General features: G+C 38.1%; 28 protein-coding genes. 23 read left to right on the forward strand and 5 right to left on the reverse strand.

All coding sequences use genetic code 11. The annotated features are described in order from the left end of the window. The first annotated feature begins 279 nt into the window (after positions 1–279). The 6 genes from cyoE to ctaG all read left to right on the forward strand — a co-directional run bounded on the left by cyoE (position 280) and on the right by ctaG (position 6,269). A complete protein-coding gene (gene cyoE / locus NSQ94_RS07645) occupies positions 280–1,152 on the forward strand; it encodes a heme o synthase (protein WP_232515768.1) in 873 nt (290 codons plus the stop codon). Between the two features lie 105 nt (positions 1,153–1,257). After that, positions 1,258–2,340, forward strand: a complete 1,083-nt coding sequence (gene coxB, locus NSQ94_RS07650) for a cytochrome c oxidase subunit II (RefSeq protein WP_339230494.1) — start codon at positions 1,258–1,260, stop codon at positions 2,338–2,340. A gap of 31 nt (positions 2,341–2,371) precedes the next feature. After that, entirely contained in the window at positions 2,372–4,240 is a 1,869-nt protein-coding gene (gene ctaD, locus NSQ94_RS07655; protein ID WP_327856253.1) for a cytochrome c oxidase subunit I, read from the forward strand. Further along, positions 4,240–4,863: a cytochrome c oxidase subunit III gene (gene ctaE / locus NSQ94_RS07660; RefSeq protein WP_339196679.1), complete on the forward strand. Its 624-nt coding sequence runs from the start codon at positions 4,240–4,242 to the stop codon at positions 4,861–4,863. The genes ctaD and ctaE overlap by 1 nt, the downstream gene beginning before the upstream one ends. A 2-nt stretch (positions 4,864–4,865) precedes the next feature. Then, positions 4,866–5,195 (forward strand): cytochrome c oxidase subunit IVB, encoded by a 330-nt coding sequence (gene ctaF / locus NSQ94_RS07665; RefSeq protein WP_063388526.1) that lies wholly within the window; start codon positions 4,866–4,868, stop codon positions 5,193–5,195. 168 nt (positions 5,196–5,363) lie between these two features. Further along, positions 5,364–6,269, forward strand: coding sequence for a cytochrome c oxidase assembly factor CtaG (ctaG, locus tag NSQ94_RS07670; RefSeq protein ID WP_186439338.1), 906 nt, complete (start codon positions 5,364–5,366; stop codon positions 6,267–6,269). Positions 6,270–6,301: 32 nt separating this feature from the next. Here ctaG and NSQ94_RS07675 read toward each other — a convergent pair whose 3' ends face one another. After that, positions 6,302–6,661, reverse strand: a complete 360-nt coding sequence (locus tag NSQ94_RS07675; protein ID WP_063388524.1) for a YugN family protein — start codon at positions 6,659–6,661, stop codon at positions 6,302–6,304. 200 nt (positions 6,662–6,861) lie between these two features. On the opposite strand from NSQ94_RS07675, the gene NSQ94_RS07680 reads away from it, so the two are divergent. The 8 genes from NSQ94_RS07680 (at position 6,862) to NSQ94_RS07715 (ending at position 10,496) form a co-directional block, all read left to right on the forward strand. Beyond that, positions 6,862–7,218, forward strand: coding sequence for a CBS domain-containing protein (locus NSQ94_RS07680; RefSeq protein ID WP_094246106.1), 357 nt, complete (start codon positions 6,862–6,864; stop codon positions 7,216–7,218). Positions 7,219–7,353: 135 nt separating this feature from the next. Further along, entirely contained in the window at positions 7,354–8,385 is a 1,032-nt protein-coding gene (locus NSQ94_RS07685) for a CAP domain-containing protein (RefSeq protein ID WP_066251847.1), read from the forward strand. An 82-nt stretch (positions 8,386–8,467) separates the two neighbouring features. Continuing rightward, positions 8,468–8,842 (forward strand): spore coat protein YlbD, encoded by a 375-nt coding sequence (gene ylbD, locus NSQ94_RS07690; protein ID WP_063388521.1) that lies wholly within the window; start codon positions 8,468–8,470, stop codon positions 8,840–8,842. A gap of 5 nt (positions 8,843–8,847) precedes the next feature. Further along, positions 8,848–9,084, forward strand: coding sequence for a YlbE-like family protein (locus NSQ94_RS07695; RefSeq protein WP_063388520.1), 237 nt, complete (start codon positions 8,848–8,850; stop codon positions 9,082–9,084). Between the two features lie 181 nt (positions 9,085–9,265). Beyond that, entirely contained in the window at positions 9,266–9,400 is a 135-nt protein-coding gene (locus NSQ94_RS07700) for a hypothetical protein (protein ID WP_339230497.1), read from the forward strand. Further along, on the forward strand, positions 9,397–9,684 hold the full coding sequence (locus tag NSQ94_RS07705) for a hypothetical protein (protein ID WP_339230499.1): 288 nt from the start codon (positions 9,397–9,399) through the stop codon (positions 9,682–9,684). Before NSQ94_RS07700 ends, NSQ94_RS07705 begins: the two co-directional genes overlap by 4 nt. Before the next feature lie 64 nt (positions 9,685–9,748). Further along, on the forward strand, positions 9,749–10,189 hold the full coding sequence (locus NSQ94_RS07710) for a YlbF family regulator (protein ID WP_063388518.1): 441 nt from the start codon (positions 9,749–9,751) through the stop codon (positions 10,187–10,189). A 34-nt stretch (positions 10,190–10,223) separates the two neighbouring features. Further along, complete coding sequence (locus tag NSQ94_RS07715; protein WP_063388517.1) at positions 10,224–10,496, forward strand: YlbG family protein; 273 nt, start codon at positions 10,224–10,226, stop codon at positions 10,494–10,496. A gap of 30 nt (positions 10,497–10,526) precedes the next feature. On the opposite strand, the gene NSQ94_RS07720 is transcribed toward NSQ94_RS07715, so the two are convergent. After that, positions 10,527–10,916 (reverse strand): methylthioribose kinase, encoded by a 390-nt coding sequence (locus tag NSQ94_RS07720; RefSeq protein ID WP_130156241.1) that lies wholly within the window; start codon positions 10,914–10,916, stop codon positions 10,527–10,529. A gap of 408 nt (positions 10,917–11,324) precedes the next feature. Here NSQ94_RS07720 and rsmD point away from each other — a divergent pair, with 408 nt between their 5' ends. After that, positions 11,325–11,876 (forward strand): 16S rRNA (guanine(966)-N(2))-methyltransferase RsmD, encoded by a 552-nt coding sequence (gene rsmD / locus NSQ94_RS07725; RefSeq protein WP_066251986.1) that lies wholly within the window; start codon positions 11,325–11,327, stop codon positions 11,874–11,876. Positions 11,877–11,897: 21 nt separating this feature from the next. Continuing rightward, on the forward strand, positions 11,898–12,392 hold the full coding sequence (gene coaD / locus NSQ94_RS07730; RefSeq protein ID WP_063388514.1) for a pantetheine-phosphate adenylyltransferase: 495 nt from the start codon (positions 11,898–11,900) through the stop codon (positions 12,390–12,392). A gap of 40 nt (positions 12,393–12,432) precedes the next feature. Here coaD and ylbJ read toward each other — a convergent pair whose 3' ends face one another. After that, a complete protein-coding gene (gene ylbJ / locus NSQ94_RS07735; RefSeq protein ID WP_144597724.1) occupies positions 12,433–13,653 on the reverse strand; it encodes a sporulation integral membrane protein YlbJ in 1,221 nt (406 codons plus the stop codon). Positions 13,654–13,806: 153 nt separating this feature from the next. On the opposite strand from ylbJ, the gene NSQ94_RS07740 reads away from it, so the two are divergent. After that, positions 13,807–14,601, forward strand: coding sequence for a patatin-like phospholipase family protein (locus NSQ94_RS07740; protein ID WP_339230501.1), 795 nt, complete (start codon positions 13,807–13,809; stop codon positions 14,599–14,601). Next, positions 14,591–15,613, forward strand: a complete 1,023-nt coding sequence (locus NSQ94_RS07745; RefSeq protein WP_339230503.1) for a SepM family pheromone-processing serine protease — start codon at positions 14,591–14,593, stop codon at positions 15,611–15,613. The genes NSQ94_RS07740 and NSQ94_RS07745 overlap by 11 nt, the downstream gene beginning before the upstream one ends. Here the strand turns inward: NSQ94_RS07745 and NSQ94_RS07750 are convergent. Beyond that, entirely contained in the window at positions 15,610–16,836 is a 1,227-nt protein-coding gene (locus NSQ94_RS07750; RefSeq protein WP_066251837.1) for a nucleotidyltransferase, read from the reverse strand. The two genes, NSQ94_RS07745 and NSQ94_RS07750, sit on opposite strands and share 4 nt — an antisense overlap. Before the next feature lie 131 nt (positions 16,837–16,967). On the opposite strand from NSQ94_RS07750, the gene NSQ94_RS07755 reads away from it, so the two are divergent. The 3 genes from NSQ94_RS07755 (at position 16,968) to NSQ94_RS07765 (ending at position 19,066) form a co-directional block, all read left to right on the forward strand. Further along, the gene (locus tag NSQ94_RS07755) at positions 16,968–17,492 is read left to right on the forward strand and encodes a YceD family protein (protein ID WP_063388510.1); all 525 of its coding nucleotides are present in this window, start codon (positions 16,968–16,970) and stop codon (positions 17,490–17,492) included. A 28-nt stretch (positions 17,493–17,520) separates the two neighbouring features. Next, positions 17,521–17,694, forward strand: coding sequence for a 50S ribosomal protein L32 (gene rpmF, locus NSQ94_RS07760; protein ID WP_063388509.1), 174 nt, complete (start codon positions 17,521–17,523; stop codon positions 17,692–17,694). A gap of 778 nt (positions 17,695–18,472) precedes the next feature. Continuing rightward, on the forward strand, positions 18,473–19,066 hold the full coding sequence (locus NSQ94_RS07765; protein WP_327856260.1) for an RsfA family transcriptional regulator: 594 nt from the start codon (positions 18,473–18,475) through the stop codon (positions 19,064–19,066). A gap of 99 nt (positions 19,067–19,165) precedes the next feature. On the opposite strand, the gene NSQ94_RS07770 is transcribed toward NSQ94_RS07765, so the two are convergent. Next, positions 19,166–19,645 (reverse strand): N-acetyltransferase, encoded by a 480-nt coding sequence (locus NSQ94_RS07770; protein WP_063388507.1) that lies wholly within the window; start codon positions 19,643–19,645, stop codon positions 19,166–19,168. Positions 19,646–19,833: 188 nt separating this feature from the next. Here NSQ94_RS07770 and NSQ94_RS07775 point away from each other — a divergent pair, with 188 nt between their 5' ends. Together NSQ94_RS07775 and NSQ94_RS07780 are read left to right on the forward strand one after the other, a co-directional pair. Beyond that, positions 19,834–20,718 carry a 2-dehydropantoate 2-reductase gene (locus tag NSQ94_RS07775; RefSeq protein WP_327847745.1) on the forward strand — a complete coding sequence of 295 codons (885 nt, stop codon included), beginning with the start codon at positions 19,834–19,836 and terminating at the stop codon, positions 20,716–20,718. Further along, positions 20,718–21,101 carry a DUF3397 family protein gene (locus NSQ94_RS07780; protein WP_327847744.1) on the forward strand — a complete coding sequence of 128 codons (384 nt, stop codon included), beginning with the start codon at positions 20,718–20,720 and terminating at the stop codon, positions 21,099–21,101. The genes NSQ94_RS07775 and NSQ94_RS07780 overlap by 1 nt, the downstream gene beginning before the upstream one ends. Positions 21,102–21,140 lie beyond the last annotated feature (39 nt).

Genomic DNA, 21,140 nt, shown 5'->3' on the forward strand with positions numbered 1-21,140 from the left:
ATGGGGAAGGCATTTTGCCGAAACGTTCGACCAACTATTATTATAATCGGAAAATATTTTATTTTTAACCGCTTCACAATTTCGACAAACTTTATTCGCGAAATGTACACAAAAAATTGACGAATTATGGTTTAATACTATATGAATGCTTTTTTGTCTCGTGTTTTTTTTATATGATAGAGGCAAACGCTAAATGGTCTCAGATAGGAGGCCGTCCCAGAGGAGGTCATTCAATTGGGTAATACAAGGGGCGAAGTTGTTTTAAACGATCGGCAAGAAATAGAAGTGGCAACTTCCGCTTGGAAAGATTTTTTATCATTAATTAAAATCGGAATCGTCAACTCCAATTTAATCACCACTTTTACCGGAATATGGTTGGCATTATATTTCAGCGGTAAAGGTTTTCTTGAAAATATAGATATTGTTGTGTTTACATTGCTTGGAACAGCAGCTATTATTGCTGGATCTTGCGCAATCAACAATTTTTATGACAGAGATATTGACCATGTAATGGAAAGAACAAGATTACGCCCAACCGTAACGGGCCGTATAAGCTCGTTTCAAGTATTGCTGCTGGGGACCGGCTTCATTTCCATTGGAACGATTTTGCTTCTAATGGTTTCTGTTTCCGCAGCCGTCATTGGTTTGTTAGGCGTGTTTTCCTACATAGTGCTATACACGATGTGGACAAAACGCCAATATACGATCAATACGGTAGTCGGCAGCATCGCTGGAGCTGTTCCGCCGCTGATTGGATGGGCTGCAGTTGATGATTTAAATATCATTGCATGGATTTTATTTCTAATCATGTTTATTTGGCAGCCGCCTCATTTCTTGGCACTTGCGATGAAGCGTTCGGAAGAATACCGTAAAGCTGGAATTCCGATGCTTCCAGTTGTTCATGGCTTTGAGGTGACGAAAAGACAAATCATTGTTTGGGTTGCCTGCTTGCTGCCCCTTCCTTTTTATTTGTTTAGCCTAGGCATTGGCTTCATCGTTTTGGCTACTGTATTGAACATTATTTGGTTGATTTTGTCATTAATTGGACTGAAAATGAAAAATGATTTAAAATGGTCTAAGTGGATGTTTATCTATTCAATTAACTATTTAACCATTTTGTTTGTGGCTATGGTTGCCTTTTCAATAATTTAACGTTCGGTAGTAATTCTTTCTAGATAAGAATTTATTCATAGAAGGAATTCTTCATTTTTTCTTTATGAACAGGATTTAACAAAGAAAGAGGGGTTTGATTTAGCGATGAAAAAGCTGAAATGGCGTCTTTTGTTACTACTTTCAGTCATGACGCTCGTATTGTCAGGCTGCGGCGAACCGTTTATTTCCACGCTGATTCCAGCTGGAGAAGTTGCCGATGAACAATTTTCGCTCATGATGTTGAGTACGGCAATCATGGTGATTGTTGTTGCAGTCGTAACGATTATTTTTATTTATGTCTTAATGAAATTCCGCCGGAAAGGAAGCGATAAAATTCCGGTACAAGTGGAAGGAAGCCATAAGCTTGAAATCATTTGGACTGTTATTCCTATATTATTGCTGATTGTATTGGCAGTTCCGGTAGTTGCTTCCACCTTTAATTTGGCGGATACCGATCCAATGAAAAAAGCGTTGGCAGATGATAAAAATGGAGGAAAAGATCCTCTTGTTGTCAATGTAAGAGCAAGTTTGTATTGGTGGGAATTTGAATATCCTGGCTATGGAGTCATTACAAGCCAAGATTTAGTCTTGCCGACTGATGAAAAAGTTTATTTTAACTTAAAAGCATCAGATGTGAAGCACTCATTCTGGATTCCTCCAGTTGGTGGTAAAATCGATACAAACACAGATAATGAGAACCAGTTCTGGTTAAAAATTGATTCAAAACGTGCAAAGGAAGCTGGAAACATTTTTTACGGGAAATGTGCTGAATTATGCGGACCATCTCACGCGTTGATGGACTTTAAAGTGAAGGCGGTTTCCCGAGATGAATTTAATTCTTGGATTAATAAAATGAAAAATTTCAAAGCTGAAACTGTTGCTCAAACAGCGTCTGCAAAACAGGGAGAACAAGTGTTCAAAGATAAAGGCTGTATCGGCTGCCATGCAGTATCACCAGCTGATAACCGACCTGAACAAGCACGCACGGCACCTAACTTAGCGAACTTTGCTGATCGTGAACGAGTAGCCGGCATCTTGGAGCACAATGAAGAAAATATTAAAAACTGGTTGAAAGATCCTGAAAAATATAAACCTGGCAACACAATGACAGGCACATACGGTAAGTTGACTGAAGAAGAACTTCAAGTATTAACAGATTATTTACAAAGCCTATCAGTTGAAAAGTAATGCTCACTAATTATAAAAGGGAGGTTACATCGTGAGTACGTTAGCTCGGAAAAAAGGGTTCTGGCCAACGGTTTGGGACTATTTGACAACTGTTGACCATAAAAAGATTGCCATCCTTTATTTAATCGCTGGAGGACTCTTTTTTGTAATTGGTGGAATTGAAGCGCTTTTGATGCGTATTCAATTGGCCATTCCAGAAAATGACTTTGTCAGTGCAGGTACGTTTAACGAATTGATGACAATGCACGGTACAACGATGATATTTTTAGCAGCTACGCCGTTATTGTTTGCATATATGAACGCAGTTGTTCCACTCCAAATTGGGGCTCGTGACGTTGCGTTTCCGTTTTTGAATTCTTTAGGCTTTTGGTTGTTTTTCTTTGGCGGTGTTTTCTTAAATTTAAGCTGGTTTTTAGGCGGGGCACCTGATGCTGGCTGGACGGCATACGCATCAGTGGCCTTGAATTCTCCTGGACATGGAGTAGACTTTTATATACTTGGCTTGCAAATTTCCGGTATAGGAACATTGATCGCCGGGATCAACTTTATTGTTACGATTATTAATATGCGTGCTCCCGGAATGACATACATGCGGATGCCATTGTTTACATGGACTACATTTGTGTCGTCATCGCTCATTTTGTTTGCGTTTCCTCCGCTAACTGTTGGAATTGCGCTTTTAATGTTTGACCGTTTATTTGGCGGGAATTTTTTCAATCCGGCTTTAGGCGGGAATACGATCATTTATGAACATATTTTCTGGATTTTTGGGCACCCTGAAGTTTACATTTTAGTTTTGCCGGCATTCGGAATTTTTTCGGAAATTATTCCAACTTTTGCTCGGAAAAGATTGTTTGGGTACACATCAATGGTGTTTGCAACAGTATTGATCGGATTTTTAGGATTCATGGTGTGGGCGCACCACATGTTTACAACAGGTCTTGGTCCGATTGCCAATGCGATTTTTGCGGTTGCAACTATGACAATTGGTGTGCCGACAGGAATTAAAGTGTTTAACTGGCTCTTTACGATGTGGGGCGGAAGCATTCGCTTTACGACACCGATGCTTTATGCAGTCGGCTTTATTCCTTCGTTTGTTATGGGTGGTGTGACTGGAGTCATGCTCGCTGCTGCTCCAGCCGATTATCAATACCATGATACTTACTTTGTTGTTGCACACTTCCACTACGTAATCGTTGGTGGTATCGTATTTGCTATTTTGGCTGCTGCCCATTATTGGTGGCCAAAAATGTTTGGAAAAATGTTAAATGAGACGCTTGGTAAAATAACATTTGTATTATTTTTCATCGGTTTCCATTTAACGTTCTTTATCCAGCATTTCCTTGGTTTAATGGGAATGCCGCGCCGCGTGTTCACATTCTTATCAGGCCAAGGCTTTGACACTGGAAACTTGATCAGTACAATAGGTGCGGTTCTGATGGGAGTAGCCGTAGTCGTTCTCTTGATCAATGTTGTGGTTACTTCTGTGAAGGGAGAAAAAGTAGGTGCAGATCCTTGGGAAGATGGACGTTCACTAGAGTGGGCAGTTGCATCTCCGCCTCCTGAATACAACTTTAAACAAACACCGCTTGTTCGCGGATTAGATCCTTTATGGATTGAAAAAATGGAGGGTAAAAAAGGCTTAACACCTGCTGAACCGCTAAGTGATATTCATATGCCGAACTCTTCAATCTTGCCGTTTTTTATTTCATTAGGCTTATTCATTGCCGCTTTCGGCCTCATGTACCACAATGACTATTCGTGGGGTGTGCCGGTTGCGATTATCGGCTTTATTATTACGTTCGGTACGATGTTTTTACGCTCGGTTATTGATGACCACGGATACCATATTCATAAAGAGGATCTTTTAAAAGATGATAATGGGGGGGTTCGGGCATAATGCAAGTAGAAGAAAAATTAACGGCTGAAACGTTTCCTGAGCAGCCAGAAAAGGCCACCCTCGAAGGGAAAAATAAGTTTATAGGTTTTTGGGTTTTCTTAGGCGGCGAAACTGTGTTGTTTGCCACGTTGTTTGCTACGTTTCTTGCGTTGAGAAATTCCACCGCTGGTGGAGCCTCAACGCAGGAGCTCTTTGATATCAAATTAGTATTTGTAGCGACAATGCTCTTATTAACAAGCAGTTTGACAAGTGTCTATGCAATTTATCATATGAAAAACTTTCAATTTGGTAAAATGCAGTTCTGGTTTGGCGTCACCGTTTTATTAGGTCTTGCATTCTTAATTTTGGAAATTTATGAATTTAACCATTATATGCATGAATATGAATTTAAGTTGACAAGCAGTGCGCTTGGTTCAGCCTTTTACACATTGGTAGGAACGCACGGTGCGCACGTTGCCTTCGGGCTTCTCTGGATCACAACGCTGATGATTCGAAATGCAAAACGCGGATTAAACTTATACAACGCTCCTAAATATTACGTCGCAAGCCTTTATTGGCACTTTATCGACGTTGTTTGGGTATTTATATTCACAGTTGTATACTTAATGGGAATGGTGGGATAACGATGGTGAGTGAAAATTCTCGTAACCCAAAAGTTGATTTAGCGTTTCGCCGCAAAAAAAATGCGGAAGAAATGAAGCACCAAGTCGTTTCATTTGCGTTAATGATCTTTTTAACGATTGTAGCTTTTATTACAGTAGGATATGATGGAATCGACGAATGGTTGAAAGTTCCATTTATTGTACTGCTTGCATGCATTCAAGTCATTTTCCAGCTGTATTATTTCATGCATATGAATCATAAAGGACATGAAGGACCACAGTTTTTCATATGGTCAGGTATTTTTGTCACATTTCTGACGGTTCTTGCCTTTATGACAATTGTCTGGTGGTAAAATACTCTTTATGGAAGCAATCAGTTTTAACTGGTTGCTTCTTTTTTTAAAGGCAATATAAATCTGCTTGCTGAAAGAAATGCAAATTCATAGAACGTTCATTGAAAAAAGAAAAGGAAAGCATGTATAATGAAATGGAATCGACTAGATCGATGATTGAAAGGATTGATTCAGTTGAGTTTAGATATATTTGGCTTTCGCGCTATGTGGAGTCCGCTGTTTTTTATATTTTGTGTTATTTTAATTGTGCTTTACTTATTATTAACCGATTCGCTTCGTCACTATTTTAAAAATTCTGAACCGGTCAGCCTAAAACAAAAATTAGTGTTTATATTGGCAATCGTTCTCCTTTATGTCAGCAAAGGAAGCCCGCTTGATTTGCTGGGGCACATTACATTTACAGGGCATATGGCTTCAATGGCAATTTTGTTTTTAATCGTAGCACCGCTTTTGATTATCGGCGTTCCTGAATGGTTATGGAAGGCTGTTATGGAAAAGCCGGTCATAAAACCTGTTGTAAAATTTTTCACTAAACCGATATTGGCTATGATTTTGTTTAATTTATTTTTTTCCTTGTATCATGTGCCGTTTATTTTCGATACATTAAAATCAAATTATATTTATCATGAGGCGGCTACTACTTTTATTTTCGTTTTTGCCTTTTTTATGTATTGGCCATTGATTGGAAAAAGTCCAAATTGGCATCCAATTGGGGGTCTGAAAAAAATTGCCTACATTTTAGGAAACAGCGTTTTAATCACACCAGCCTGCGGTTTAATCATTTTTGCAGGTGCGCCGCTGTTTGAAACATATTCGAATCCGGAGGCGTGGGTAAAGACTTTAAGCTTATGTGTTCCTTCTGATACGTTGGCTGGGTTGTCTTTGTCAGGCCCGCAAATGTTTAGCGGAATGCCGCTGCTTGAGGATCAGCAGCTTGGCGGCATTATTATGAAAGTGATCCAAGAGCTTGTGTACGGAACATTTTTAGCTCATGTATTTTTTGAATGGGCGAAAAAAGAAAGAGAAAAAGACGACATCGATGTGCAAAATTTGTCTCCTGAACCAAATAAATAAAAAAAAACTGCAGGTTATTTGCCTGCAGTTTTTCAAACAGTTAAGCTTTCAATCGCTTCTTTTGCCCGCTTTAACAGTTTTTCGCTCGACTCAACGATGACAGCTGGAAAATGTTCATCCTCTCCATATTCGACACCATGAGGATAATAATGTTTCCCTAATATTGGAGTTAGCAATTTAATAAGTGCGTAGCGGCCTCCCACATCGCCTTCAATACAATATCCTTGTACTCTTAAATAAAAAACATCGCCCTTATGCTCAAATTTCTTGTCAAACGTCACACGGTCATAATCCCATTGGCCGGCAAGGATAAAACCTAATTCTGACAACGCATCCTTAAGGTGAGACAATTCCACCGTCAGCCCTTCCAGGCCGATTTGTTCAAATTTCATATGTATTTCCCTCCTAAGCGCTTCGAACAAAAAATTGATTTCTCTCTACTGTTTAATAATAGTATGAATAATTAAAACATGCAATGTTATATATATAGCATTTACACAATGTTCAAATAAAATTCGGTATTCAAATGGAGAGCGAATAAAGAAAATCGAAATTTCCCATAATAGATCAAAAAGCATAAGAGGTGTCCTCATTGAAAAAGGTAAAGGAAATTATGTCAACAAATTGTATTTTTTGCACACCGTTAGATAATGTGTTTGAAGCGGCTGTGAAAATGAAAGAGTCAAATGCTGATGCCGTTTTAATCGTTGAAAATGATCAATTAGCAGGAATCATAACCGATCGTGATCTTGTGACAAAAGGAATTGCAGAAAAACGTCCTGGTTCTACGAAAATTACGGATGTAATGAACGACGATGTTGTTACGATCACTCCTGATGCATCAGCAGAAGACGCAGCTGAGATGCTTGCAGCTCATCATATTCATCATTTGCCGGTTGTTGAGGATGGAAAGGTTGTTGGCATTATAACAGAACGTTGTTTTACATGATGAGAAGACAAAAACTACACCATTTAAATGAAAGAAGTGAATTTTTCATGAAATGTTTGCAAAATTTCCCCATTTTTGATTAAAATGACTTAAAACAGAATATATAAGAAACAAAGAAAGAAGAGGGGAATTGAACTGAAAAGAGTTACAAGAATTATATTGATATTTGTAATTATTACATTAACATATATCGTATATGTCACCTTTCAAAAGGAACCAGTACTGCCTCCGGAACAGCAAAATTTTCAAGAGAAAACGGACAAAGAAATAAAAGTGGGGGAAGGAGTTATCTCATTTGTCGGAAGATCTTCCAAAGAAGTACTAAAAACTTTTGGCAAACCTGATCGGATTGATCCATCAAGATATGATTATGAATGGTGGATATACCGAGATGATTTGCAGCAATACAAGCAATTCGGTGTTTTAAACGGAAAGGTCGTTACAGTTTTTGCTATTGGAAAAGAAGTAAATGTAGATCCGTTTCAAATTGGCCAGCCGTCTACCCAAGTATTTCATATTGTCGCTCCCAATTCATTTGTCACAGCAGATATTGGTTTAAACTCATACCGGTTCGAGCTGTCGGAGGATGATCTGAATGTCAGGCCGACAGTCCGTTTGAATGATGATCTTTATGTTCAGTTGTATATGGATAAATTCACTGGAACGTTATCGAGCATTAGAGCTTTTGATGTTCAAACATTAGTAAAACAGCGTCCATATGAAGTTGTATATAGAGGCGAGCTTTTAGAGGCAGAGCCTATAACAGAGGAAGAGCAGCGGAAAATTGAATACGGGGAAGAACAACAAATTGTTGACATAACAAATGTAATTCGAACAATAAATGGTTTAAGTCCTCTTAAGCAGGAAGAAAGCACAGCGAAAGTCGCTTATTCTCACAGCAAGGAAATGAGTGAAAAAGGATATTTTTCTCATGTGTCGCCTGAGAGAGGCTCTCTTTCCGATCGTTTGACATCGGCTGGGGTTCATTTTGAAATGGCTGGTGAAAATATTGCGCATGGATATATGGATGGAATTGACGTAGTCGAAGGCTGGCTGAATAGTGAAGGACACCGAAAAACGCTTCTTGATGAACGGTTCACACATATAGGGGTAGGAGTGTATGAAAAATTTTATACGCAAAATTTTATTGCAAAGCGGGCCAAATGAAGAGGCTCGCTTTTTCATTTTATCACCAATTTTTCCGTTATCGATATATTAAATATAAGAAAAACGTTTATGAGGTGATCGCATGAAAACAAAATCGTTATCAAAACTCGAATTGTTTAAACAATTTATTAAAAAACATCCAAAATTAATAGAAGAAGTCCGCAAAGAAAAGAAAACATGGAAGGAGATTTATGAAGATTGGCAGCTTTTAGGTGAGGAAGATCCTTTGTGGAATAAATACCGATCAAACAGTATGAAAAGCCGTAAACATCAACAAGGTGATTTTCTGAAAAATATTTTACAAACTTTTCAGCATTTAGATGTGGAGACGGTAAACGAACATTTATATAAAATGAATGATGCGATTTCAACCATTCAAAATCTTTTAAAAGAGATCGAGAGCAGCCGCAAATCAGATCCAAATCATTCGCATCCCTTATCGTTTAGAAAGGATTAATAACGATGAGAAAGGACTTGTATTTATATATTCAACAAAATCCCCTTTTAAAGCAATACATTCGCGAAAAGCCATATTGGTACCGCACCTTGACTAGACATCCTGAATTTCTTGAGAAAATGGAAATTAGCATGGCAAATGACTATTATCTAACTCTGCCGCATAAAATAGAAAAATTTTCGAATTCTATTCAAATGATGTCGATGATGCTGGCGATGCTGCAAGCATTTCGCGAAAATTAACGGTTCAAATGTGTTTGTACGAAAGTAATCATTTTTCCTAATGGAATGAAAAAAACGGGTTTTTGTTTGTATTCCGCATTCAGCAGCTTCCGAATTTGTGATTGACGCGTCAGCGTCTTTTTTATTTTTAAGCACATGTTTTTACATAAAGTGTTGAAAATATATGAAAAAGGAGGCATCAATGATTATGCAAATGAAATGGCTCGCAATGCTGACGCTTCTCACGATTATGGCGGCTTGTTCCCCAGAAAAACCGGTACCGGAAGGAAATAAAAAAGACAGCATCGTTCCGACAGAAATGCCATTGAAACGATGAACAGCCAAATAAGAAAATTTCAAGTTCGTCATCATGTAGAAGGAAACAACGTTTATGTAGAATGCTATGTGCCTGATTTTACATTTAACGGTGAACGGAACACGAAAAAAGAAGGAGAAGGTCATATCGTATTATATATTGATGGAAAGAAAAAAAGTGATATTTATTCTGCTGCATTTATTATAAAAGGATTGTCTAAAGGGCGGCACACAATCAACCTGGAATTAGTATATAATGATTCAACCAGCTATCAATTGAAAAAAGAATGGATTGTAAATATATGAGAAACGCAGGCGTTGTAAATAAGATGATGTTCGTGCTACAATCAATATTGGAGGTGTGATCTTAATGGTTACGTCAATGGAAAGCGTTCTGCTTTTAGATGAAGCGGAAGCTTTAGCAAAAATGATAACAGAATCAGAACTTGCGATCGAATATCGGCGTTCATTATATAATTTGCAAAATGATCAAGAAGCTCAAACAATCATTCAAAAATTTGTCAAAATAAAAGAGCAATACGAGGATGTCATGAGATTTGGCAAATATCATCCTGATTATAATCGAATTAAAAGCGAAATGAGGGAAATTAAAAGAGAACTTGATTTAAATGATAAAGTCGCTGCATTTAAAAAAGCGGAAAAAGAAATTCAAAAACTTCTCGATGAAATCAGCATGTATATCGGACGAGCTGTTTCAACAGCCATTAAAGTTCCGACTGGAAACCCTTATTTTGAAATGATGCCTAGCTGTGGATGCGCATCAGGCGGAGCATGCGGCTGTTCAGCTTAAACGGGTTTAGAAGCAAAGGAAAAGGAGAATCGGGATGTTTGAAAAAAGACAAGGAATTATTGTTTGGCTGCATTCTTTAAAATATGTAAAAAGTTTGCGGAAATTTGGAAACATTCATTATGTTTCAAAAAAAATGAAATATGTTGTTCTTTATTGTGATAGAGAACAAATAGACGAAATAATGGACACCATTGCATCATTTTCTTTCGTAAAAAGGGTCGAACCTTCTTACAGGCCGCTTTTAAAAATTGAATTTGAATCAAAAGTGGATAAAGCAAAAGAATATGATTATAAAATTGGATTATAAATAGGACAGCCGAGAATTTAGGCTGTCCTACTATTGTAAAGAAGGTATGTATCGGTTCATCCGCAATATGCCGATTAAATGCTGGTAATACAATTCAACATCAGAAAATTGGTCTGAAGGCTTTACAACAAGCTCGATCAGCTCATGACCATATGTTTCGGCAGCCTGTTGAAAAAGTTCAAATCGTTTGTTCGTTTTTTTCTGCGGATTTGGGATCCCTTCCCGGCAAATATAAAGAGGCTGGAAATCACCTATCTCCGTCGGTTTTAACACAATGACGAACGAACAAACCTCTTTTCCATTTTTTACTGTATAAAGGACTAGAAAGTGCGAAATCCGGTCTTGATTTCTTTTTGCGATTTCCAATAATTCGTATATATCTGAATATCCTTCTCCTAGTTCAATAAATCGCTGGATCATTTTTATCCTTCCTCCAATGGGTATTTGGTTGCTAAATTCATAAGCTAAATGTATTGCGCTTTTGTCCGTAAATAAATGTATCATGAAAATGGAAGAATTGAAAGAATAAAAAAAAGCCTGCAGATTGGATCTGCAGGATCCTTCCTAGCTTTGAAGCAAAATCTTCAAAGCAGAAGGGAAAGGGAGAGGAGAAACCGGAGGAAGAACTTATGGGGAAACGTAAGTCTTCTCCGCGGTTGGCAACAACACCATCACAACTGATGTTGTCACTTTCATTATGGTCAATTGGCAAAAAATTATACTCGCTTCTGCAAAAAAACAGCTGTCAAATTTAATTGATGATCTTACATTTTCTATGTTAATATTATTCCGAGCCAAAAGGAATTTTGTCAAGTTGTGGTGAATGGTATGAGAGTGGTTTCCGGTGCATTAAAAGGACGAGCATTAAAATCGGTTCCTGGAAAGACGACAAGACCGACGACAGATAAAGTAAAAGAAGCAATATTTAACATGATCGGACCATATTTTGAAGGGGGACTTGCTTTAGATTTGTTTGCCGGCAGCGGCAGTCTTGGAATAGAAGCTTTATCAAGAGGGATAGAATGCTCTATTTTTATTGATAAAGATATGAAAGCGATTCAAACGATTCGAGAGAATTTAGAAAATTTAAAGTTAAACGACTGTTCTGAAGTATATCGCACCAGCGCTGATCAAGCGTTAAAAGCTGTCAGCAAACGCGGGCTGAAGTTTCGGATCATATTTCTGGATCCGCCTTATAAAAAACAAAAATTAGAATCTATTCTAAAGGTAATTCATGAGCAGTCTTTGTTGTCAACGGATGGTGTCGTTGTGTGCGAGCATAGCTATGAAGTAACATTGCCAGACCAAGTTTTATCACTTGCAAAAACGAAGTCTGAGAGATATGGTATAACAAGTGTATCTTTGTATCAAAATGTTTGAAGTCGGATGGGGGTATTTATTTTGGCAAGCATTGCAGTCTGTCCGGGAAGCTTTGATCCCGTTACATATGGACATTTAGACATCATAAAGCGGGGGGCAAATGTATTTGAAAAAGTGTATGTTTGCGTTTTAAACAATTCTTCAAAAAAGCCGCTATTTACTGTAGAAGAAAGATGTGAGCTGCTGAGAAAGGTAACGGGCAACCTACCAAACGTATACATTGAATCCTTTCAAGGGCTGCTCGTTGATTATGCGAGAAGCAAAAATGCGAACGCTATATTGAGAGGCCTTCGGGCTGTTTCTGATTTTGAATATGAAATGCAAATCACTTCAGTGAACAGAGTGCTGGATGAAAATATCGAGACTTTTTTTATGATGACAAACAATCAGTATTCGTTTTTAAGTTCAAGTATTGTTAAAGAAGTCGCTAAATACGGTGGAAAAGTTTCTGAGCTTGTACCGTATGAAGTGGAAGAAGCATTAAAGAAAAAATATGAGCATATGTATAAAAAATAATTTTTTGAGGTTCGGAAAATTTTGGTTTCCGAACCTTTTCTTATGTTCCGCTTTTATTTCTTAAACGAAAGTAGTAAATCAAAATATACACAATGAGCGTGCAAATCGTGATAACGGGGCCGACTTTGGAAAGGAGCAGCCAATACTCCGTGAGAAAGCTTGGGGTTTTTTCAAATATAAATGCCGGTGCATAACCTTCATTCTTTGACAATAGATCGATATATAAAGGCTTGAATAAGATCAAAGCAGAGAGGCTTGAAAAAATCCCTTGCATAATGCGGGCAAAGAAAAAAGGCTTAAAGCGGATGTCTGTTTCTGCTAAAATGCTTGCCACTTGTGCTTGAACGGAGAAGCCGCTGAATGCCAATATAAAGCTTGTGATGATCACCTTATCCAGCATGGCGGCTTGTGCCTGGCTTGTAAGCTGGCTGCCTAATGTTATTTCAAACAGTCCGGAAAAAAACGGAACGGAAAGCTCAGTCGGTATATGAACAAGAATAAACAAAGACGATATGAAAGTTGCTGCTATGTCCGCCACATGAACGATGCTTAAAATTTGATTTAATACCGAAAATAAAATGATAAAGCCCCCGATGACGAGCAGCGTTTGGACAGAATTGAGAACGGCATCCCCGAGCATTTTTCCAAGAGGTTTTTCATTTTGCATTCTCATTTCGTGCATAAGCTGAAACGCTTTTTTAAATGATGGCTTCGAATGTACTGTTTCCTTTTGCGGCTTTTTTTCATCTTTTCCCCAAAATCTCATCGTTAGCCCGACGAAAACATTTCCTAAATAATGCGAAACGGCCAGCAGCAATCCGAGATTTTTATCTTGAAAAAAACCTATTGACACAGCTCCGAAAATAAATAGCGGATTTGAAGAGTTGGAAAAAGACACAAGCCTTTCCGCTTCATGTCTCGAGATCTGGTTTTCTTGTCTTAATCTTGCAGTTAATTTTGCCCCGGCGGGGAATCCGGAAGCCATCCCCATTGCCCAAACGAATCCCCCTGCTCCTGGAACTTTAAAAACGGGCCGCATAAGCGGTTCTAAAAACACGCCGATAAAACGGACCACACCGATTGATATAAGAATTTCCGAGACAATAAAAAAAGGCAGCAAGGAAGGAAAAACAATGTTCCACCACATATGTAATCCCCGCTTTGATGCCTCAAGTGAGGCGTCAGGAAAAAAAATAATCGAGCAGGTGATAAAGAAAATAACGGTTGCGTATAAAGCAGTTTTAATTTTTGCCTCTTTCAATTGTTATGCCCCCTATTGAAAACTGCACACGTATAAGCTGACATGATAGAATGAATAAGAGGTTTTCGTACAACCTATAATTCAATATACGTGAATAGGGTGGCATTTTAGACCATATGATGAATAACAAATTCATGAAAGGGGGCTCCGTTTATGCCGAAACATCCAACAATTGGTGTGGCGTTAGGTTCCGGGGGAGCTAGAGGGTTTGCTCATCTGGGTGTTTTGAAAGTGTTGAAGCAGCATGAAATACCGATTGATATGATTTCCGGTTCGAGCATGGGGGCCCTTGTAGGAAGCTTTTATGCCTCAGGCTTAACTGTTGAACAAATGTATAAATTGGCGGCAGCATTTAAACGAAAATATTTTATCGATGTGACCGTTCCAAAAATGGGGTTTATTCAAGGAGACCGCATTAAACAGTTAATTCGAATTTTTACCCGAAATCAAAATATAGAAGATTTGCCGATTCCTTTAGCGGTCGTTGCAACCGATTTAAATGAAGGGAAAAAAGTTGTTTTTCGAAAAGGTCCTGTTGCGGATGCCGTTCGGGCAAGCATTTCGATTCCGGGAATTTTTGTTCCTTTTTCTTATAACGGCTCGTTATTAGTTGACGGAGGAGTGATTGAACGGGTTCCCGTTTCAGCGGTGAAAGAAATGGAGGCTGATATCGTAATAGCGGTCGATGTATCACATGTCAAAAAAGAAGCTCGCATTCAGTCCATTTTTGATGTCATTATGCGGAGTTTAGACATTATGCAAAATGAGTTAGCGCAGCATCGAATAACATCAGATGTAGTGATCTGCCCGCGTGTTGAACATTTTCACAGCGGAGCGTTTACGAAAATTGATGAAATTATTAAACTCGGTGAAGAGGAAGCAACGAAACATATTGATGAGATCAAGAATAAGATCAACCAATGGAAGGAGACCAATCATGAAAAGTAAACGCATTATTATTTCTCTTATCATCAGCATCATTGTCGCACTCTCCGGTTCCTTCATCAAGCTCCCTTATTATATTACAAAACCGGGATTGGTCAATGATTTATCCAATATGATTCATGTTGAAAACGGATATAAGGAAGAGGGCAGCTTTTCGTTAACAACAGTCCGTTTCGGGAGAGCAACATTATTTACGTATTTATGGGCGAAAATGCAGAATGATTATGAGATTATGCCGATTCAACATGTCCGCCAAGAAGATGAATCTGATGAGGAATATATAAAACGTCAAATACATATAATGGAAGCTTCACAAAAAGCTGCGATTACCATCGCCTATAAAGAAGCCGGCAAAAAAATTACTATTCAAAATAATGGCGTTACAGTATTGGAGGTTATGAAAGAAGTACCGGCAAGGGAAAAATTAAAAGTTGGCGACCGAATCGTCGAAGCCGATGGAATGAATATAAAAACTTCAGAGCAATTCACTGATTATTTAAAAGGGAAGAAAAAAGGCGATCATATATCATTAAAAATAAACAGAGATGGAAAAATAATTGAAACATCAGTAGAACTTGTCCAAATTCCTGGTTATCCTAATAAAACGGGTCTCGGTGTTGGCGTCGTGACGGATAAAAAATTGACGACTTCACCAGGTATTACTATCAATACAAAAGATATCGGCGGTCCTTCAGCAGGTCTGATGATGGCTCTTGAAATTTACGATCAGCTGACGGAAACGGATTTAACAAAAGGATTAGAAATTGCTGGAACAGGAACGATTAATGAAAAAGGGGAGATAGGTCGGATCGGCGGCATTTCACAAAAAGTGATAGCAGCAGACCGTGCTGGGATTGATATATTTTTTGCCCCTAACGAAAACGGCAAGAGAGGCTCCGATTATGAAGAAGCGCTGAAGACACGAGACTCCATTCATTCTGATATGAAAATCATACCGGTGGATACATTTGATGATGCCGTCCATTATTTAGAAACAATGAGGACTTCCGGTTAAGGAAGCCCGTAACGTATAGGAGGCATTGTATACTCGAGCTTCATAAACTCGGTTGCGGCAGGTTCGTTGAGGATGAGCGCATAAACATTTGTCGCTCTGAGATCCATTTCCAATACATCTGAAGAATAGGACGAAACTTTAGAAATAAGCGGCAGCTCCAACTGTTTTTTAACAGCTTGCAAATAGCTTTGCCCCCGCCCTGACATTCCGAGCAAACGAATATACGGGGCTTTTTTCGTTTTTAATATGCTCGCCATTTCTTCTTTTTTCGTATTGGTCAAAAGATAGGTGCATAATCTTTGCAATCTTGTCCATGTGTATCTTTTCGTTTTCAAGAGAGATAGAAACTGGTGGAATGATGCAGCCCTTTTAATATGGTGAACAACGCGGTGTTCCAAGCCTTCGTCCATTTCATATATTTCTTTTAATTCTGTTAAAGTTTTGGACAATATAGAATATTTTAAAAATGGAAAGTAAAGCTCCCAATCGTGAAAGGCTGAATAAGTTTGTTTATAATTCAGTAAAATGCGAAACGAACTTTCCGGAACATAATGTTTCATGGAAGACAAGTTTTGTTCATGAACAATGTTTTTTCGGATGCTTGTTGCGCTGGCAATGCTCGGGTGATGGTATGATTCATCATGGTAGCCGGCGCCAATTCTCTCGATTGTAAGAGGCTTCATCGAGCTTTTTTGTTGAACAATGGCTTTGACATATTGAAATCCTAATATATTGTTCGGTTTGCTTAAATCTAATAGCGTTTTTTCCCCGGAAGCAATTTTTTGAAAAGCAATGGAAACGGCCTTTGGATAACTGTTGCCTTTCGAAAGCGCTGTTTTCAAAAGATGAACGAAATCATCGCTTCTTTTCTCCAGCAGTTCATATGTTTCAAGAAAAGCGTCAATTTTTCCGACCTCGCTTCCGAAACATAGTGAATCACAGCCAAGCGCATCTAAAATCGACACGGCGCCGCTGGCGAAAATTTCTGCGCTTTGCGTTGAAAAGGCAAACGGAAGTTCAAAAACTAAATCTGCGCCGCCTGCTAGAGCCATTTCTGTTCTCGCCCATTTTGAGACGAGTGCCGGCTCTCCCCTTTGCAAGAAATGACCGCTCATCACTGCAATGACAATATCAGCATTTGCTTTCTTCTTTGATTCGGCTAGATGGTGTAAATGACCGTTATGAAATGGGTTATATTCTACAACAATTCCGACCGCCTTCAACTCCATCACCTTCTTTTTCAATTCATCAATATATTTGTGCAATAATGCCTATATTATAGTGTAAAGGAAAAATATTGACAAATACTTATTTGAAAGCTATAATAACCTTTGTTGTCTTGAGGTGATATATGTTGAAATGGTCTGTTCATCAATTGTATAAACTGCAGAAAAAAGGCTTACAAATCAATGAAGATGTCGATCTATATGATCTTGTCCAAAATCATCCTGATTTGCGGGAGATAACTCCTGTTCATGTTCAAGGACATGCAGATATAAGCTCTATGAAAGTCATCTTTCATTTAACAATTACTGGCGAAATGACGCTTCCTTGCGCAAGAACACTTGTTGATGTTAAATATCCATTTGAAATCCGCACATCGGAAACGTTTTTGTTTAGCTCCGACGAGTATGAAACGAGTGAGCAAACACATGTTGTTCAAGGAGAAGTCATTGATTTAATGCCAATCATTCATGAGCTTGTCCTTTTAGAAATTCCGCTTCAAGTGTTTAGTGATGAAGAGGAAAACAAGCAGGAAGCAGCACCTCAAGAAGGAAAGTTTTGGAAGTTAATAAAAGAGGAAGAACAACAAAACAAAATTGACCCAAGATTAGCTAGCTTAGCTAAGTTATTGGATAAGAAAGAAAATGATTCTTAAAGCATTGCTCTGTAAGGAGGTGGGAAAAATGGCAGTACCTTTTAGAAGAACATCCAAAACGAAAAAAAGATTGCGCCGTACACATTTTAAATTACAAGTTCCAGGTATGGTAGAATGTCCAAACTGCGGAGAAATGAAGCTGGCGCACCGCGTATGCAAATCTTGCGGAACATACAAAGGCAGAGAAGTAGTAAACAAATAATGAAAAGTGACCATACCCGTGTCAAGTAGACAATTTAGCCGCGGCCTTTTCTCGATATTCAGTCGGGGAAAGGCCGTTACATTTTGTGAAAGCAAATGCGGCTTAAGATCAGCTTGAACGGCTTGATCGTTTTGGACTTTCTGTATTAAAGCGCGAGAAAAAGCTTTTCAATACATACATATTTTTTCTCCTGGCACAAAGGCTTCCTTGAATCTTTGAAAATTTCTTAATCCATTCTGCAATCTGTGCATCCTCTTTATTCCTAAGGCTCCATGAAGCTGCCGAGAAAACGATCCTTCCTCTAATGTTAAGCGAACGACTTCACGAATATGAGTAGAAGATTTGTCCTTTTAGCATAAATCTCCTCCAAGCTAGACTCTAAAAAATATCCTCTTTTTTGACAGCCAGCCTGCTGGTGGAATGGGAAAAGATGTGAAGAAAATGTCGAATGCCGAATTAGAACAACCGCTTCTTCCAAATTTACTAATGCATCTCTCAATTCTCCCTCGATTTTCAAAAAAAACTTTTTAGGAAGCAGAAGAAATGTCAATGAAAGAAGCACATTCTTTTTCCTTTCAACTAAAACTGTGCTTCTATCGTTTCTATTACAGGCATATATATTATTAAAAATTGCATGAAATAGTTGAGATGAGGCAAAAAGCTCGCATCACAAAATTTAGAAAAGAGAATGGAAGCAACAATTGATTTGTTACATCTCATTCTATTTTTAAAAAATCATTTTTTAAAAAAAGTCAAATCAAAACGGAGGGATGAACAAATGGCGGTGACACGGCAAGATGCATGGACAGAGGATGAAGATCTGCTCTTGAAAGAAATTGTTTTGCAGCATATTCGCGAAGGCGGAACACAACTAAAGGCTTTTGAGATCGTTGCGGAGAAACTTTCAAGAACGGCTGCTGCATGCGGTTTTCGCTGGAATTCATATTTGCGAAAAAAATATGAAACAGACATTGAACTTGCGAAACAGGAACGTAAAAAATTTAGACAGCAAAAAGAAAAGAAAATTTCCGAAAAAAAGCTGCTTCATTATGAGGAAGCAGGTGGAAGATCGGAAATCACTATCGATGATGTGATTGCTTTTTTAAAGTCTACACAGCACCAACCGGTGAACAATCGGTTGGAAGAAGAAAATAAAAGCTTGCGTGAAAAAATCTCTTTTCTAGAACAAAAAGTAGAAGAATTTAAAAACGAAAATGAACAATTACATGAACAATTGAAGAAGATTGAAAATGAATTTTACGCTTTTATTAAAATGATGGAAAAAGTGAGGGAACGAGCAGGATTGAAAGAAGAGGCGGAGGAAGAAAAAATGAAACATAAAAAAAGACCGTTTCAGTTCGGTCAGGAATGAAAAAAGGGAGATTCTAAAAATAGATGAAACCGACAAAGCGTGTCGGTTTCATCAACTATCGACTTCTGACTTTGAAAAAGACGCTGGCAGCGTCTTTTTTTAATGAGCTCCCTTTTCTTTGACAGTGACACCGTTAGGATACCAAACGAGAGGATTTTCTCCACGATCTCGTTTCATATCATACTTTACAGGGACAAAGCCCATCTTTTCCCAAAAGCCAGCCGATTTCATACGCGGATTTGTTTTTATAGGCAAGCCGAACGATTTGGCAAAATCAACTAGCGCTTTTCCATACCCTTTTCTTTGGTATTCAGGAAGCACTTCCAATTTCCATAACTCAAGATAGTCCTGTTTTGGCTCAAAATATTGATCATATTTTTTATCCACCCGATATAAACTCATCCGGGCAATTAATTTGTCTCCGTAGTAAATCCCGTAAAAGGGCGAATCGCTGTTATTTTCGATAATATTTGCTTCTAAATCCTCCAGCATGGATAATTCTTGTAAACCGTATTCTTTAAATTTTTTAAATTCCTCTAAAGTTTTATAATTGACTAATAATTTTTCCACTTTTACCATGGCGAATCTCCCCCAATTGCCGCTATAATGATAGACGCCTTTTCACTCACATTATACTAAACATAAAGAGAAAATAACATTGAAAAAATAATAAAAAAGCAAATATAATCAAATTTTTAATTATATTCAGGAAAAAGAAGAATTTTTAGTTTTTGTTTGTTATGATACATATGAGAGAGGTGGAGAACTTGAAGATCGGTGTAATTGGCGGAGGAGCTGTAGGCTTGTTAATATCGGCATACCTTAGCCGAAAACATGACATTACCCTTTATACAAAGACGGAAGAGCAGGCAATTTCGGTAAGGACAGAAGGGATACATGTCATAGGCCCGAACCCTTGGACTGCATATGTAAAATCACGTGCAGATGTATTATATAAAGAAGAAATATTAATTATTGCTGTCAAGCAATATAGTCTGCCGTCATTATTTGGAAATCTAAAGCAATTGCCGCCGAAAAAGATTGTATTTGTTCAAAACGGCATAACTCATATCGGCAGAATGAAAGAGCTTGCCCAACATGAATTGTATATAGGTGTTGTAGAGCACGGCGCCTTAAAAAAATCCCCCAATACCGTTCACCATACTGGTATTGGGAACATTCGCATCAGCCCGTATGACGGCGGTGGGGCGCGGGAATTTATTGATCAGTTAAATACGTCTGATCCTTTATTTTTGATACAATATGAAGAGGATTGGGAGCCGGTTGTATTGAAAAAATTGGCCGCAAATGCAGTTATTAATCCATTAACTGCCTTATTTCGAATGCCGAATGGCCACATCGTCAGCAATCCTTATGTTGCAAAGCTTGCCAAAAAGCTATTTCACGAAGTATGTGATGTTCTTGAAATAAATGATAAGGATGATTTATGGGAATATATTGAAAGTATTGCAATAAAGACAAAAAACAATCGTTCATCAATGCTGTCGGATATTGAACATCATAAAAAAACAGAAATTGATTCAATATTAGGGGATCTCATTCAAAAAGGGAAAGAAAAGGGTGCTCATACTTGTACAATGGAATTTTTGTACAATGCGATTAAAGGGTTGGAAAACCGGGAGGAACGTTGATGGGAATTGTTATAGGAATCATCGCCTTTTTTGTGACGTTTCCATTGGCCGCGTGGCTGCTGTTTTTGGTTCTTTTTCGTGTTTTATTAAAGAGTAAGAAAAAATCTTTCCTTTTGAGCGTTGATGTGGCTGCTGTATTTTTTGTCGTTTCATTTTGGATCAAGCTTTCTGTTATTTGGCATCATCAATCGTTTTTATGGCTGCTTTGTTTATATTTGCTGCTTTTTTTGGCGACAGCTGGACTTCAATTCGTATTCACTGACGAGATCAAATGGATGAAAGCATTGAAAATGATGTGGAGAAGCTCTTTTTTAATATTTTTTCTGCTGTCTGAGAGCATGGCGATCATCGGGGTGTTTATGTACATAATGAATCAAATGTGAATAAATAAAAGCAAATTTTTTTTGTTTGAAAATATTACA

The sequence above is a fragment of the Aeribacillus sp. FSL K6-2833 genome (assembly GCF_037965815.1).
In the GTDB taxonomy this organism is placed as follows: domain Bacteria; phylum Bacillota; class Bacilli; order Bacillales; family Aeribacillaceae; genus Aeribacillus; species Aeribacillus composti.

Excerpts from the sequence above, each read along its gene's own strand:
- NSQ94_RS07675 (WP_063388524.1), bottom strand. The coding sequence starts at position 6,661 with ATGAAATTTGAACAAATCGGCCTGGAAGGGCTGACGGTGGAATTGTCT.
- NSQ94_RS07705 (WP_339230499.1), top strand. The coding sequence starts at position 9,397 with ATGAACAGCCAAATAAGAAAATTTCAAGTTCGTCATCATGTAGAAGGA.
- NSQ94_RS07740 (WP_339230501.1), top strand. The coding sequence starts at position 13,807 with ATGCCGAAACATCCAACAATTGGTGTGGCGTTAGGTTCCGGGGGAGCT.
- NSQ94_RS07710 (WP_063388518.1), top strand. The coding sequence starts at position 9,749 with ATGGTTACGTCAATGGAAAGCGTTCTGCTTTTAGATGAAGCGGAAGCT.
- NSQ94_RS07770 (WP_063388507.1), bottom strand. The coding sequence starts at position 19,645 with ATGGTAAAAGTGGAAAAATTATTAGTCAATTATAAAACTTTAGAGGAA.
- NSQ94_RS07745 (WP_339230503.1), top strand. The coding sequence starts at position 14,591 with ATGAAAAGTAAACGCATTATTATTTCTCTTATCATCAGCATCATTGTC.
- NSQ94_RS07720 (WP_130156241.1), bottom strand. The coding sequence starts at position 10,916 with ATGATCCAGCGATTTATTGAACTAGGAGAAGGATATTCAGATATATAC.
- NSQ94_RS07695 (WP_063388520.1), top strand. The coding sequence starts at position 8,848 with ATGAGAAAGGACTTGTATTTATATATTCAACAAAATCCCCTTTTAAAG.
- coxB (WP_339230494.1), top strand. The coding sequence starts at position 1,258 with ATGAAAAAGCTGAAATGGCGTCTTTTGTTACTACTTTCAGTCATGACG.
- NSQ94_RS07715 (WP_063388517.1), top strand. The coding sequence starts at position 10,224 with ATGTTTGAAAAAAGACAAGGAATTATTGTTTGGCTGCATTCTTTAAAA.
- NSQ94_RS07780 (WP_327847744.1), top strand. The coding sequence starts at position 20,718 with ATGGGAATTGTTATAGGAATCATCGCCTTTTTTGTGACGTTTCCATTG.
- NSQ94_RS07765 (WP_327856260.1), top strand. The coding sequence starts at position 18,473 with ATGGCGGTGACACGGCAAGATGCATGGACAGAGGATGAAGATCTGCTC.
- ctaF (WP_063388526.1), top strand. The coding sequence starts at position 4,866 with ATGGTGAGTGAAAATTCTCGTAACCCAAAAGTTGATTTAGCGTTTCGC.
- ylbD (WP_063388521.1), top strand. The coding sequence starts at position 8,468 with ATGAAAACAAAATCGTTATCAAAACTCGAATTGTTTAAACAATTTATT.
- NSQ94_RS07700 (WP_339230497.1), top strand. The coding sequence starts at position 9,266 with ATGATTATGCAAATGAAATGGCTCGCAATGCTGACGCTTCTCACGATT.
- rsmD (WP_066251986.1), top strand. The coding sequence starts at position 11,325 with ATGAGAGTGGTTTCCGGTGCATTAAAAGGACGAGCATTAAAATCGGTT.
- ctaE (WP_339196679.1), top strand. The coding sequence starts at position 4,240 with ATGCAAGTAGAAGAAAAATTAACGGCTGAAACGTTTCCTGAGCAGCCA.
- rpmF (WP_063388509.1), top strand. The coding sequence starts at position 17,521 with ATGGCAGTACCTTTTAGAAGAACATCCAAAACGAAAAAAAGATTGCGC.